This window comes from Sphingopyxis sp. 2PD (assembly GCF_005503695.1).
Classification (GTDB): domain Bacteria; phylum Pseudomonadota; class Alphaproteobacteria; order Sphingomonadales; family Sphingomonadaceae; genus Sphingopyxis.
Genome location: NZ_SCMU01000011.1, coordinates 34,644 through 47,548 on the forward strand (window position 1 = coordinate 34,644; position 12,905 = coordinate 47,548).

Annotated in this window: 12 protein-coding genes; 10 read left to right on the forward strand and 2 right to left on the reverse strand. The window is 66.6% G+C overall.

The features are described 5' to 3' along the window. The 8 genes from FFS18_RS10100 (at position 1) to FFS18_RS10135 (ending at position 8,620) form a co-directional block, all read left to right on the forward strand. Complete coding sequence (locus FFS18_RS10100) at positions 1-510, forward strand: arsenate reductase ArsC (RefSeq protein ID WP_137870705.1); 510 nt, start codon at positions 1-3, stop codon at positions 508-510. After that, the gene (locus tag FFS18_RS10105; protein ID WP_137870706.1) at positions 507-1,181 is read left to right on the forward strand and encodes an aquaporin; all 675 of its coding nucleotides are present in this window, start codon (positions 507-509) and stop codon (positions 1,179-1,181) included. The genes FFS18_RS10100 and FFS18_RS10105 overlap by 4 nt, the downstream gene beginning before the upstream one ends. Before the next feature lie 60 nt (positions 1,182-1,241). Then, entirely contained in the window at positions 1,242-2,882 is a 1,641-nt protein-coding gene (locus FFS18_RS10110) for a cation:proton antiporter domain-containing protein (RefSeq protein ID WP_137870707.1), read from the forward strand. Positions 2,883-3,044: 162 nt separating this feature from the next. After that, on the forward strand, positions 3,045-4,826 hold the full coding sequence (gene recQ, locus FFS18_RS10115; protein ID WP_137870708.1) for a DNA helicase RecQ: 1,782 nt from the start codon (positions 3,045-3,047) through the stop codon (positions 4,824-4,826). Between the two features lie 290 nt (positions 4,827-5,116). Next, positions 5,117-5,551, forward strand: coding sequence for a TIGR01244 family sulfur transferase (locus FFS18_RS10120; protein WP_137870709.1), 435 nt, complete (start codon positions 5,117-5,119; stop codon positions 5,549-5,551). Further along, the gene (locus tag FFS18_RS10125) at positions 5,548-5,955 is read left to right on the forward strand and encodes a hypothetical protein (protein ID WP_137870710.1); all 408 of its coding nucleotides are present in this window, start codon (positions 5,548-5,550) and stop codon (positions 5,953-5,955) included. Before FFS18_RS10120 ends, FFS18_RS10125 begins: the two co-directional genes overlap by 4 nt. Continuing rightward, positions 5,948-6,859: a sterol desaturase family protein gene (locus FFS18_RS10130; RefSeq protein WP_137870711.1), complete on the forward strand. Its 912-nt coding sequence runs from the start codon at positions 5,948-5,950 to the stop codon at positions 6,857-6,859. Before FFS18_RS10125 ends, FFS18_RS10130 begins: the two co-directional genes overlap by 8 nt. 174 nt (positions 6,860-7,033) lie before the next feature. Further along, positions 7,034-8,620, forward strand: a complete 1,587-nt coding sequence (locus FFS18_RS10135) for a GMC family oxidoreductase (RefSeq protein ID WP_137870751.1) — start codon at positions 7,034-7,036, stop codon at positions 8,618-8,620. 112 nt (positions 8,621-8,732) lie between these two features. Here FFS18_RS10135 and FFS18_RS10140 read toward each other — a convergent pair whose 3' ends face one another. Beyond that, positions 8,733-9,275, reverse strand: a complete 543-nt coding sequence (locus tag FFS18_RS10140; RefSeq protein ID WP_137870712.1) for a winged helix-turn-helix transcriptional regulator — start codon at positions 9,273-9,275, stop codon at positions 8,733-8,735. A 61-nt stretch (positions 9,276-9,336) separates the two neighbouring features. Here FFS18_RS10140 and FFS18_RS10145 point away from each other — a divergent pair, with 61 nt between their 5' ends. Next, positions 9,337-9,711 carry a VOC family protein gene (locus tag FFS18_RS10145; protein ID WP_137870713.1) on the forward strand — a complete coding sequence of 125 codons (375 nt, stop codon included), beginning with the start codon at positions 9,337-9,339 and terminating at the stop codon, positions 9,709-9,711. Then, complete coding sequence (locus FFS18_RS10150) at positions 9,708-10,193, forward strand: hypothetical protein (RefSeq protein ID WP_137870714.1); 486 nt, start codon at positions 9,708-9,710, stop codon at positions 10,191-10,193. Before FFS18_RS10145 ends, FFS18_RS10150 begins: the two co-directional genes overlap by 4 nt. A 242-nt stretch (positions 10,194-10,435) precedes the next feature. Here the strand turns inward: FFS18_RS10150 and FFS18_RS10155 are convergent, their stop codons facing one another. Then, positions 10,436-12,805 (reverse strand): TonB-dependent receptor, encoded by a 2,370-nt coding sequence (locus tag FFS18_RS10155; protein ID WP_137870715.1) that lies wholly within the window; start codon positions 12,803-12,805, stop codon positions 10,436-10,438. Positions 12,806-12,905: the final 100 nt, after the last annotated feature.

Genomic DNA, 12,905 nt, shown 5'->3' on the forward strand with positions numbered 1-12,905 from the left:
ATGAGTGCGACCGGGGCGCTGAACATATTGGTGCTGTGCACCGGCAATTCGGCACGCAGCATTTTGGGCGAGGCGCTGATCGCGCGCAAGGGCGCGGGCCGGGTGTGCGCGTATAGCGCGGGCAGCCAGCCGAAGGGCGTGCCGCACCCTGGCGCGCTGCGCCTGCTGGCGCGCGAAGGCTATGACGTGGCGGCCTTCCGCTCGAAAAGCTGGGACGAATTTGCCGTTCCGGGCGCGCCGCGCATCGACATCGCGATCACCGTGTGCGGCAATGCGGCGGGTGAGACCTGCCCCCTTTTCATCGGCGCGCCCGTGCGCGCGCATTGGGGTTTGCCCGATCCCGCCGATGTCGCGGGCGATGCGGCGGCGGTCGATGCCGCCTTTGCTGAGACCTATCGCCTGCTCGACATGCGGTTGCGCGCGATGCTGGCGCTGCCGCTCGAAACCATGTCCGCGGCCGAGCGGCGCGCGGCACTGAACAGCATCGGCGCGATGGAGGGCGCGGCGTGACGCGCGCGCTTGCCGCCGAGGCGATCGGCAGCTTTTTCCTGTTCGCCACCGTCGTCGGATCGGGGATCATGGCCGAGACGCTGTCGGGCGGCAATGTCGGGGTCGCGCTGCTCGCCAACGCGCTCGCGACCGGGGCGATATTGTTCGTGCTGATCGCGATGCTGGGACCGGTATCGGGCGCGCATTTCAACCCGGCGGTGACGCTGGTGATGGCGCTTGGCCGCCGCATCGCGCCGCGCACCACGGTCCTTTATGTTGCCGCACAGCTGGCGGGCGGCATCCTCGGCGTGTGGGCGGCGCATCTGATGTTCGACCTGCCGCTGCTGCAATTTTCGGCGAAGGCGCGCACCGGCGGCGGGCAATGGGCGGGCGAGTTTGTCGCGACCTTTGGCCTGATCTTGACCATCCTCGGCACCGTGCGGCATCGCCCCGACTGGGTGGCACCGAGCGTCGCGCTCTATATCACCGCGGCCTATTGGTTCACCTCGTCGACGAGTTTCGCCAATCCGGCGATCGCCGTCGCACGGAGCCTTTCGGACAGTTTCGCGGGGATTGCGCCCGCCGACGTACCGGCCTTCGTCGCAGCGCAGCTTGGTGGCGCGGTCGCGGCCTGGCTATGCGGGCGCTGGCTGTTCGCGGAGCGGGACAACAAGGCGGCCACCGGCATTTAGCGGCGTCGTAAACAGGCGCGCGGGTTGACCCCAAGCGCTCCCGCCCCCTAGGCAGAAACCATGCCGCACGACACGACCCTGATCGGAACCATCGTTGCGGGGCTTGGCGTTGCATTCCTGATGGCGGCGCTGGCACAGCGACTGCGGATTTCGCCGATTGCGGGCTATCTGCTCGCGGGCATCCTCGTCGGCCCGTTCACGCCCGGGTTCGTCGCCGACACCGGGCTGGCGATGCAGCTGGCCGAGATCGGCGTCATCCTGCTGATGTTCGGGGTCGGCCTGCATTTTTCGCTAAAGGACCTGCTGTCGGTCCGCAAGATTGCGGTGCCGGGGGCAATCGCGCAGATCGCGGTTGCCTGGGCATTGGGCATCATGCTCGGGCTCTGGCTCGGCTGGTCGGTCGCGGGCAGCGCGGTGTTCGGGCTGGCGCTGTCGGTGGCATCGACCGTCGTGCTGCTGCGCGCGCTCCAAGCGCGCGACATGGTCGAGACCGAAAAGGGACGGATCGCGGTCGGCTGGCTGATCGTCGAGGATCTGGTGATGGTGCTCGCGCTGGTGCTGCTCCCCGCGATGTTCGGCGACCGGGGAGATGAGGGCAGCGGTGCTGGGCTGCTGCAATCGGCGGCGATCGTGCTGCTCAAGGTCGTCGGCTTCGTCGCCTTCATGTTTGTCGTCGCGCGGCGCATCCTGCCCTGGGTGTTGCACTGGGTCGCGCACACCGGATCGCGCGAGCTGTTTCGGTTGGCGGTGCTCGCAATCGCGCTGGGGGTGGCGTTCGGCGCGGCGGTGATTTTCGACGTGTCGTTCGCGCTCGGTGCGTTCTTTGCCGGGATGATCCTCGGCGAAACGCAATTGAGCCGCCGCGCGGCCGAGGAAACGCTGCCGCTGCGCGATGCCTTTGCGGTGCTGTTCTTCGTGTCGGTCGGCATGTTGTTCGATCCCAATGTGCTGGTCGAACAGCCAGGGCCGGTGCTGGCGACCGTCGCGATCATCGTCGTCGGCAAATCGCTCGCGGCCTTTGCCCTCGTCCGCGCCTTCGGTCACACGAACCAGACGGCGCTCACCGTTTCGGTCAGCCTGGCGCAGATCGGTGAATTTTCGTTCATCCTGGCGGGGCTGGGGGTCGGGCTGGAGGTATTGCCCGAAACCGGGCGCGATCTGATCCTGGCGGGCGCGTTATTGTCGATCCTGGTCAACCCGATCCTGTTCACGCTGGCGGTCAAGCGGCTCCGTACCGATGCGGCGCCCGAACCGGTCGCGGCGGGCGACGCCGAAGCGCCCGCGCCGTGCAACGCCGGGGTGGTGCTGATCGGCTATGGCCGCGTCGGCAGCCATATCGGCGGGCTGATCTGCGGGCGCGGCGAAGGGCTGACGGTGATCGAGGACCAGAAGGACATGGCGGCGGCGGCGCGCGCCGCGGGGGCGACGGTGATCGTCGGCGACGCGACCAAGGAAAGCGTGTTGCGGCAAGCGGGGCTCGACGAGGCCTCGACGCTGCTGATCGCGATCCCCGAGGGGGTCGAGGCGGGGGCGATCGTGCGGCGCGCGCGCGCGATCAACCCGAAGCTGGTGATCGTCGCGCGCGCGCATTCGGACGAGGAGGTCGACGATCTGGTGCGCCGCGGCGCCGACCATGTCGTGATGGCCGAACGCGAGACGGCGGCGCGGATGGCGGAACGGGCGATGCTGACTTTGGTATAACCCAACCTTCATTCCGTTCGTGTCGAGCGAAGTCGAGACACCCCTCAGCGGCGCGCGAGGGCGAACGGCATCTCGACTTCGCTCGATGCGAACGGGAAAAGGATTGGAATGGTTGAGGTCGGGGCTTCCCCCACCGCGTCAAACTTCCTATCGCCCGTCCCAATGTCCGCCGACGCGCTTCTCCCCCTCCTGAAATCCACCTTCGGTTTTGACGCCTTTCGCGGCCGGCAGGCCGACGTCGTCACCCGCGTGATGGCGGGCGAGCGGACGCTGGCGGTGATGCCGACCGGAGCGGGCAAGTCGCTGACATACCAGCTGCCCGCGGTCGCGCTCGATGGCTGCGTCGTCGTCGTGTCACCGCTGATCGCGCTGATGCACGACCAGCTGCGCGGCGCGCGCGCGGCGGGGATTCGCGCCGCCAGCCTGACCAGCGTCGATGCCGATGGTGCCGAGACGCGGCAGCGATACCGCAACGGCGAACTCGACCTGCTTTACGTGGCGCCCGAACGCGCGACGGGCGAGGGGTTTCGCTCGCTGCTTGAGGCACGCACGCCGGCACTGTTCGCGATCGACGAGGCGCATTGCGTTTCGGAATGGGGGCATGACTTCCGCCCCGATTACCGCCTGCTGCGCCCGTTGCTCGATGCGTTTCCGGCGGTGCCGCGGCTGGCGCTGACCGCGACCGCCGACAGGCATACGCGCGAGGATATATTGGTTCAGCTCGGGATTCCCGACGACGGGCTGATCCTCGCGGGCTTCGACCGGCCGAATATTCGTTATGCGATCCGCCCGCGCGTCACCCCGGCGCGCCAGCTGGTCGAATTCATTGCCGCCAACCCCGGGCCGGGGATCGTCTATTGCCCGACGCGCAGCGGCACCGAGCGGCTGGCGGAGCAATTGGCGAAGGCGACCGGGCGGCCGGTCGCCGCCTATCATGCGGGGCTCGATGCCGAGCTGCGCGCACGCGTCCAGCATGATTTTGTCGCGTCGGAAGACGGCATCGTCACCGCGACGGTCGCGTTCGGCATGGGCATCGACAAGCCCGACGTGCGCTTTGTCGCGCATGCCGCGCTGCCCAAATCGATCGAAAGCTATTATCAGGAAACCGGCCGCGCCGGCCGCGACGGCGACCCCGCCGAGGCGATGATGCTGTGGGGTGCCGACGATTTCGCCAAGGCCAGAATGCGGCTGTCCGAATTGCCCGAGGCGCGGGTGCCGGGCGAGCGGGTGCGGCTGAACGCGCTCGCGGCGCTGGTCGAGACGGTCGAGTGCCGCCGCGCGCAGCTGCTCCGCCATTTCGGCGAAAGCCCGCCCGCGCGCTGCGGCAATTGCGACAATTGCCTCGACCCCGGGCGCCAAGTCGATGCGACGGTGCTGGCGCAGAAACTGCTCAGCGCGGTCTATCGCACCGGGCAAAGCTATGGCGCCGGGCATATCGAGGCGGTGCTGACCGGGCGCAGCGACGAGCGGATCGCGCAGCGTGGCCATGACAAATTGTCGGTGTTCGGCATCGTTGAAGGCGACGAGGCGCGGTTGATCAAGCCGCTCGTCCGGACATTGGTGGCGCGCGAGGCGCTCGAGACGACTGAGCATGGCGGGCTAATGCTCGGCCCCACCGCGCGCGCGATGATGAAGGGCGAAGCGCCGGTGCTGATCGCCGAGCCGCCGGTGAAGCGCACGCGGCGCGAGGCGCGCGGCGCGGCGGGGGCGGGGGCTGCCAACCCGATCGGCGATCCGCTGTTCGACGCGCTGCGCGCCATGCGGCGCGAGCTGGCCGCCGAGGCCAATGTGCCGCCCTATGTGATTTTTCACGACGCGGTACTGCGCGCGATGGCGACCGAGCGGCCCGCGACGCTGGATGCGATGGGCACGATTCCCGGGGTCGGCGCCAAGAAGCTCGAGGCGTGGGGCGATGCGTTTCTGGCGGTGATCCGGCAATTCTGATGGTCGGCATTCCACCGGTTGCGGAGGTACGTCATTTCCTCTCTCCCCTCGTGGGAGAGATACGAAGGCTTGGCAGCTTTGCTGCCTAGCCGCAGTTGAGAGGGGGTTTGCGCGGGCTGGCGTCCGTCCCCTCACCAAGCTTCGCTAGCTCCTGACGGAGCAAGCTGCGCTATCCTCTCCCACAAGGGGAGAGGAGCTTGTGGCAGATAACCACCGCAAAGCAGCCCGCCACCGGCTACCGCCACACCTTCACGCTTGTCAGCAATGGAGCGCGGTTTATACATCCGGCCATGAGCGATTTTCGACCCCTGTCCGCCGACTTCAGCGTCGCCCCGCAGATCAGCATAGAGGATGTCGCCGCGGCAAAGGCCGCAGGCTTTGCGATGATCGTCAACAATCGCCCCGATGGTGAGGAGCCTGCGGCGCCGCAGGGCGACGATATTGCCGGTGCCGCCGCCGCCGAGGGATTGGCCTATGCGGCGATCCCGGTGGGCCATGCGGGGTTCAGCCATCCGCAGCTCGATGCACTCGATGCGGTGCTGGCGGGGGCAACCGGGCCGGTGCTTGCCTATTGTCGGTCGGGGACGCGATCGACCCATTTGTGGGCGCTGGCGCGCGCGCGGGCGGGCGAGGATGTCGATGCGATTTGCGAGGTCGCGGCGGGCGCGGGGTACGACCTGGCGGGGCTGCGCCCGATGCTGGATGCGCTGGCGGGCGAGCGGTGACGCTGGCCGAGCTGATCCAGCTTGGCGGCTCGGTGGTCGCGGTGCTGTTTGTCGTGTGGCTGGTGGGCAAGATGGGGCTCGGCGCCGATCCGCGGATCGAGGATGATGCGCATGCCATTCGCCTCGCCGAAGAGGCCGAGGCAGGATTTGGCGGGATCGAGGTCGCGCGCGACCGGGCGGGTTTTGCCGCGATCGTCCGCAATGCCGAGGGGCGGCAGATGCTGGTGCGCGCGCATGGCAATCATTTTGCCGCGCGGCCGATCGACGGACAGGTGATCGGACGGCTCGACAAGGATTTCCTGACCCTGACGATGCCCGAACGGACGTTCGGCGCGGTGACTTTGCACCTCGGCAAGGATGCCGGGATGTGGGCGGCGCGGATGCGGGATCTGCGCTGTGGATAAGCTGCCCGATCCGGTCACCTATGCGATTCCGGCCTTCATCCTGCTGCTGATTGCCGAAATGATCGTAGCGCGCCGCGCCGACAAAAGCCGGTACGAGGCACGCGATACGCTGAACTCTCTGATGCTGGGCACGGGGAGCCAGGTCGCGAGCGCGCTCGTCGGCGGGATCGTGGTCGCGCTGGCGGTGTGGCTGCACCAGTTCCGCCTGTTCGACATCGGCATCGACTTCAAGGGCTGGTGGTGGGCGTGGATCCTCTGCTTCGTCCTCGATGACCTCGCCTATTATGTCTTTCACCGCAGCGCGCACCGGGTGCGCTGGTTCTGGGCGAGCCATGTCATCCACCACAGCTCGCAGCATTATAATCTGTCGACGGCGCTCAGGCAGACCTGGACGGGTTTCATCAGCATTGCGTTCATTTTCCGCCTGCCCTTGTTCCTGATCGGCTTTCCGCCGGCGATGGTGTTCTTCTGCGCGGGGCTCAACCTGATCTATCAGTTCTGGATCCATACCGAGGCGATCAAGCGGCTGCCCAAATGGTTCGAGGCGGTGATGAACACCCCGTCGCACCACCGCGTCCATCACGGCGTGAACCCGCGCTATCTCGACGCCAATTATGCCGGCGTGTTCATCATCTGGGACAAGATGTTCGGCAGTTTCGTTGCCGAGCGCGATGACGAACCGGTGCGATACGGGATCGTCAAGCAGCTCGGCAGCTTCAACATATTGTGGGCCGCGGTGCATGAGTGGGTCGGGATCGCGATGGACGTCTGGCACGCGCCGTGGAAGCACAAGCTCAGCTATCTGTGGCGCGAGCCCGGCTGGAGCCACGACGGCAGCCGCGCGACGAGCGCGATGATCAAGGAACGCTGGGCGGCGGGGCGGCCTGAGGAACCTGCAGAGTAATGTTGTCGCCCCCGGGAAGGCGGGGGCCGCTGGAGGTTTACGCCTTCCTCGCCGACCAAAGCCGATCGCGGCCCCCGCCTTCGCGGGGGCGACGTATGGGCTTGCCACGCCGCTTAATGACATTCATGTAAGTCGCGATTGACCACCGAACCGGTGGCGGCGGGAGCGGCGGATATGGATCAGTTCGACATCATCGTCATCGGCGGCGGCAGCGCGGGGAGCGCGGCGGCGGGGCGGCTCGCCGAGGATTGGACGCGCACCGTGTGCCTGGTCGAGGCGGGCGGGACCAATGATGATGTGCGGGTCAAGACGCCGGGGTTCATGCCCTTCATCCCCGAAAAGTCGAACTATCGCTATGAAACGCTGCCGCAAAAGGGGCTGAACGGGCGCACCGGATACCAGCCGCGCGGGCGCGGGCTGGGGGGGTCGAGCGCGATCAACGCGATGGTCTATATCCGCGGCCACCAATTCGACTATGACCAGTGGGCAGCGCTCGGCGCGACGGGGTGGAGCTATGCCGACGTGCTGCCCTATTTCAAGCGCAGCGAGGGCAATGAGCGCGGCGGCGACGAGCATCATGGCGGCGACGGACCGCTGAATGTGATGGACCAGCGCTGGCCCAATGTGACGAGCCGCCGTTTCATCGAGAGCGCCGCGGCGCTGCAACTGCCGCGCACCGGCGATTTCAATGGGCCGAACAATGAAGGCTTTGGCCTGTATCAGGTGACGCAGAAAGCGGGCGAACGCTGGTCGGCGGCGCGCGCCTATGTCGAGCCGCTGCGCGGGCGCGCCAATTTCGCCATCCGCACCGGCGCGCTGGTCGAGAAGATTCTGGTCGAGGACGGGCGCGCGACCGGCGTCGTGATCCGGCGCGGATCGCAGCGCGAAACGCTGCGCGCGCGGGGCGGCGTAATCCTGTCGGCGGGGGCGTTCGGCAGCCCGCAGATCTTGATGCTGTCGGGGATCGGCCCTGCCGCGCATCTTACGGAGAAGGGGATCGCAGTGACGCTCGACCGCGCCGCGGTCGGCGACAATCTGCAGGACCATATCGATTATGTGTCGAGCTGGGAAACCCGCTCGACCGATCCGCTCGGCAACAGCCTAGGCGGCACGTGGCGGATGGTGAAGGCGGTTTTCGAGCACCGCACCCGGCGTACCGGCATCATGACGACCTGTTTTGCCGAGGCGGGGGGCTTCTGGAAATCGCACCCCGACCTGCCCGCACCCGACATCCAATATCATTTCGTTCCTGCGATGCTCGAGGATCATGGGCGGACCAAGGTCAAGGGTCACGGCTTTTCGTGCCACGCCTGTGTGCTGCGCCCCGAAAGCCGCGGCACGGTGCGGCTGGCGTCGGGTGATGCCGCGGCGGCGCCCGCGATCGATCCGGGGTTCCTGACCGACGAGCGCGACATGGCGACCCTCAGGGCCGGGGTGCGGATGATGCACCGCATCGTCGCGGCGCCGCCGCTCGGCGACTATGCGGGGACCGACCGGCATCCCGTGAACCTCGACGACGATGCCGCGCTCGACGCGCTGATCCGCAGCCGCGCCGACACCGTCTATCACCCGGTGGGGACGTGCCGGATGGGCAGCGACGGCGATGCGGTGGTCGATCCGACGTTGAAACTCAACGGCATCGACGGATTGTGGGTCGCCGATGCGAGCATCATGCCGAGGCTGGTCAGCGGCAACACCAACGCGCCGAGCATCATGATCGGCGAGCGCGCGGCGGATTTTGTGAAGGCGGCGTTGAGCTGATTCCCCTCCCTGAAAGGGAGGGGTTAGGGGTGGGTCGCCGAGGCGCACTCTCATGCTTGAAGGGAGCAGTCTCGCAACCCACCCCCAGCCCCTCCCTTTCAGGGAGGGGAGCTTAAATCAAGCACGCCTCTGCCAGCACCCGTCCCTTCCCCGTGAGCCCGTACAGACTCGTCGGGGGCCGCATATCGATCACCTCGCGCCGCACCAACCCCTGCCCCCCCAGCGCCGCCAGCCCCTGCGACAGCGCGCGCGGCGTGGCAGGGACGAGCAGGCGCGACAGCGCGTTGAAACGATCGTGACCCGCACCGATCCCGGCGACCAGCGGCAGGCTCCATCGCGTCGTGGCGCCGGGCGGCAGGCCGATCGCGCCTTGCGCCGCAGCGATCGTCGCCGCGCGCGCCGCGGCGGCCTTGCCGGCTTCGGTCAGGATATATTCGGGTCGCAGCGGGTGGCCGTGGCCGGGGTTGCGCTGGACCCAGCCCTGCGCGGCGGCGGCGGCGAGCGTCCGTGTCAGGCTGTCGCGGGATAGTTCCAACCGGTGCAGCAGCTCGACAAAGCGCGCGCCGCGATGCGCCGCCAGATCGGCGAGCAATGGCACCAGCCAGCGGTGGCTGCCGAGCTGGAGCAGGAGCGGATCGGGCGCGCTTGACGGCATTTGCCAGTAACTATACAAACCAGACTATAGGCGCAAGCGCCTTGGCTGTGGGAGGAACGACATGACACTCGAATTCGGATCCGAACTCACCTGTTCGATGGGGGTGACCGACATGACCGCGGCGATCGCCTGGTACGAGCGCGTAATGCACTGCAGGCTGCTCTACCGCGCCGACGAGATCGGCTGGTGCGAACTCGCGACGCCGATGGCGGGGGTCAATATCGGTCTCAGCCAGGTCGAGAGCGTGGTGCAGGGCGGCGGCGCGACCAATGTGTTCGAGGTCGCCGACATCGATGCGGCCAAGGCGCATCTCGATGCCGAGAGGGTGCGGCAGGACGGCGACATCCAGCATATCCCGGGGCTGGTGAAGTTGATCACCTTCTATGATCCCGACGGCAATGCCTTCATGTTCTCGCGCTCGGAAGCGGCGGCATGACGGCGCGTTGGGGGATGGCAGCGCTGCTCGCGATCGCCGCCCCGGCAGCGGCGCAGGAGCCCGCCCCGTCGCTCGCGGCATGGCATGGCAGCTGGTCCGGTGAAGGGGCCGCATTCGGAAAAGCGGCGACCGCGGCGCTGGTGATCAAGGGAGCGCCCGACGGCGACGCGACGGCGCTCGCCTATCGACTGGCGGTGCCCGGAACGCCGCCGATCGACTATGCGGCGGAAGCGATTTACCGCGTCGATGCCAAGGCCCGGGTGCGGGGCAGCTGGACCGACAACATGGGTCGGACGCGGCCGATCGGGGGACGGGTTGCCGGGTCCGAATGGCACAATCATTGGGGCAGCGCCGACGTCGAGATTGGCCGCTCGACCTTTGTGCTGGAAACACCCGATCAGATGATTGTCACCGATTCGGTTCTAAAAGATGACGGCAGCTGGCGCGTGTTCGCGACGCTTCGCTTTCAGCGAACCCCCTGAAAACCGCGACTTTCTCGCGAATTCAATGCTGCGGGCAAAAAAAGAGGGCCGGGACTTGCGTCCCGGCCCAGCCTTTCAGGCTCTCCCCTCCTGAAACTGTTGACGCAATGAATGCCACATTAATGTCATGTTGGGAAGGCCTAAATTTGCGGCAGGCCTGCCCAATTATTGTGCAGCGCAGCGTGCAGCAAAAAGGGCTCGGTTCGTTGCCGAACCGAGCCCCCTTTTTCGTCCGATAGCGCTCAGAACGTCTTGCGCGCAGTGATGCCAAATGTGCGCGGCTGACCGACCGTATAGCCTAGCCGGGCCCGTCCGCCGCGTTCGCGATCGAACGACAGCAGCGCGTTTTCGTCGAACAGATTGTTGACGTACGCGATCAGCGACAGGCCGCCCTCGAAGTCGACCCCGGCGCTCAGATTGACCAGTTGATAATCGGGCAATTGCAGGTCGACCGTCGTCGACGACCCCGCCGGTGCACCGCCGAACGGCAAGCCGTGGACGAAGGTCCGCGGTTTGTTTTCCTGATCGGCGGGCTGGGTGTAGCGGGTGCCAACATGTTGGAAGGATGCCGCAACATACATGTTCGCGGCATCGCCGATCGGCCATTCATAGCTGCCCGACGCCGACAGCTGGAATTTCGGCACCGACGGCAGGCGATTGCCTTCGCGAATCCCCGTCGCAGTGGCGAGGACGCCGGGCAGGGTGGTGTCGAATTCGGCCTCGATCAGGCTGCCCGACAGGTTGAAATCGAGCCCGTCGGCGGGCGACAGGCCGAGTTCGAATTCGACCCCCATCGAATGCGCCTTGTCGACGTTAAACACGATGCGCGACGAACAGCTGCCGGCATCGAGCGTGACCTGCAGATTCTTGATGTCGTTGTAGAAGCCCGCGGCGTTGAAGGTGAAGCCGCGACCCTGCGACTTGATCCCCAGCTCGTAGTTCCACAGCGTTTCGTCGTCATAGTCCTGGAACCCGCCGAACAGCGCCGCGTCGGCGGGGGTGCAGAGCGGCAGGTTGAGCGGATCATTGACCCCGCCAAGGCGGAAGCCCTTCGACGCCTGCGCGTTGACCGTCACGCTGTCGCTGAGGTCGTAGGACAAGAGGAAGCGAGGGGTGAAACCGCTCGACTTGGTGCTGTCGGTGCGGTTGTCGCCATTGGCGAACAGCCCGCCCGATTTGAAGCTGCGCGTTTCCTTGAAGTCGTAATAGCGCCCGCCCGCGGTCGCGGTGAACGCATCGCTGAGGTCAAAGCTGACCTCGCCGAACAGCGCGAACTGCTTGATGTCATAGGGCAGCAAGGCGTTGTACGGCGAGTTTGCGGCAAAGCCGTTGGCGACCGCCGCCGACGTTCCGGCACCGAGTACCGCGTCGGTCACCGCATCATAACCGGGGGTGGGCAGCGTCTGGCTATAGACGCGGTCGACCTTTGAATAGAAAGCGCCGAGCACCCACTGGAACGGGCTGTCATTGTCCGACGCGATGCGCACTTCCTGCGACCAGGTTTCAAGGTCGGTGGTGTCGACCAGGTTCGACGGCAGCAGGACACCGGCGGCCGGGAAGCCGAGATCGACCGACACCGACCCGGTGAGCGCGCTTGCGTCGCGGCTGACCAATATGTCGCGGTTGATATAGCTAGTGACCGAGGTCAGCTTGGCGCCGCCCAGCCCGACGTTGAGGTTGAGGTCGGCGATCAGCGTCTCGTCCTCGAACCCTTCGCGCAGCAACAGATATTGCTCGCGCTCGTCGAAGGTCACCTGCGGCCGCGTCGTCGTGAAGCGATTGCCGTACAGATTATAGATGTCCTGGCGATTGAAGCCGTCGGCGGTGACCTTTTGATACACCACGCGCGGGGTGATCGAAAAATTGTCGCTGGGCTCGAACGTCAGCGCGAGCCGGCCGCCATAGCGTTCGCCGCTGTTGACGTCATCGCCGCCCGCCGGGCCGATCGCGTTGATGAAGCCGCCGTAGCGCGTGTAATAGCCGACCGCGCGCAGCGCCGCGGTGTCGCCCATCGGCACATTGACCGCGCCCTTCAAATGGCCGCCGAAGTCGTCGCCGTCGACAAGGTTGAGGTTCGCCTCGACGCTGCCCTCCATCACCCCGATCTTGGGTTGATTGGTGATGTAGCGGATGGTGCCGCCGACCGAACCCGATCCGAACAGGGTGCCCTGCGGCCCGCGGAGCGTCTCGACGCGGTTCAGATCGTACAGGTCGATGTCGGGGGTGAATAGCGACAGCGAGATCACGCTTTCGTCGAGATAGACGCCGACCTGTTCCTTGACCCCCGGCTGGTCGCGCACGACCTGCCCCGCCGAGACGCCGCGCACCGACACCTGGCTCTGGCCGGGGCCGAGGTTCTGCACCGACAGGCCGGCGACGTTGCGCGACAGGTCTTCCAGCGTCACCGCGCCCGATTTCTGGATGTCTTCAGCCGTCTGGGCGTTGATCGAAAAGGGAATGTCCTGAAGATTGGCGTCGCGCTTGGTCGCGGTGACGATGATGATGTTGCTGTCGTCTTCGGCAGCGCCGGCCTCCTGCGCGAGCGCGGGCGTGGCAATGGGCACCAGCGCGAGCGTCGAAAGCCCGGCCAGCAGCATAGTGCGAGCATGCATGGTGATATCCTCTCTGTAACGCGCGCGGCTATGTTGCCGCGTCGCGGGCAAGAGGTGCGCCTCTTGCCGCAAATTCGCAATGGCCCGCGAACCCCCGCGC

Excerpts from the sequence above, each read along its gene's own strand:
- FFS18_RS10100 (WP_137870705.1), top strand. The coding sequence starts at position 1 with ATGAGTGCGACCGGGGCGCTGAACATATTGGTGCTGTGCACCGGCAAT.
- FFS18_RS10110 (WP_137870707.1), top strand. The coding sequence starts at position 1,242 with ATGCCGCACGACACGACCCTGATCGGAACCATCGTTGCGGGGCTTGGC.
- recQ (WP_137870708.1), top strand. The coding sequence starts at position 3,045 with ATGTCCGCCGACGCGCTTCTCCCCCTCCTGAAATCCACCTTCGGTTTT.
- FFS18_RS10120 (WP_137870709.1), top strand. The coding sequence starts at position 5,117 with ATGAGCGATTTTCGACCCCTGTCCGCCGACTTCAGCGTCGCCCCGCAG.
- FFS18_RS10135 (WP_137870751.1), top strand. The coding sequence starts at position 7,034 with ATGGATCAGTTCGACATCATCGTCATCGGCGGCGGCAGCGCGGGGAGC.
- FFS18_RS10140 (WP_137870712.1), bottom strand. The coding sequence starts at position 9,275 with ATGCCGTCAAGCGCGCCCGATCCGCTCCTGCTCCAGCTCGGCAGCCAC.
- FFS18_RS10145 (WP_137870713.1), top strand. The coding sequence starts at position 9,337 with ATGACACTCGAATTCGGATCCGAACTCACCTGTTCGATGGGGGTGACC.
- FFS18_RS10150 (WP_137870714.1), top strand. The coding sequence starts at position 9,708 with ATGACGGCGCGTTGGGGGATGGCAGCGCTGCTCGCGATCGCCGCCCCG.
- FFS18_RS10155 (WP_137870715.1), bottom strand. The coding sequence starts at position 12,805 with ATGCATGCTCGCACTATGCTGCTGGCCGGGCTTTCGACGCTCGCGCTG.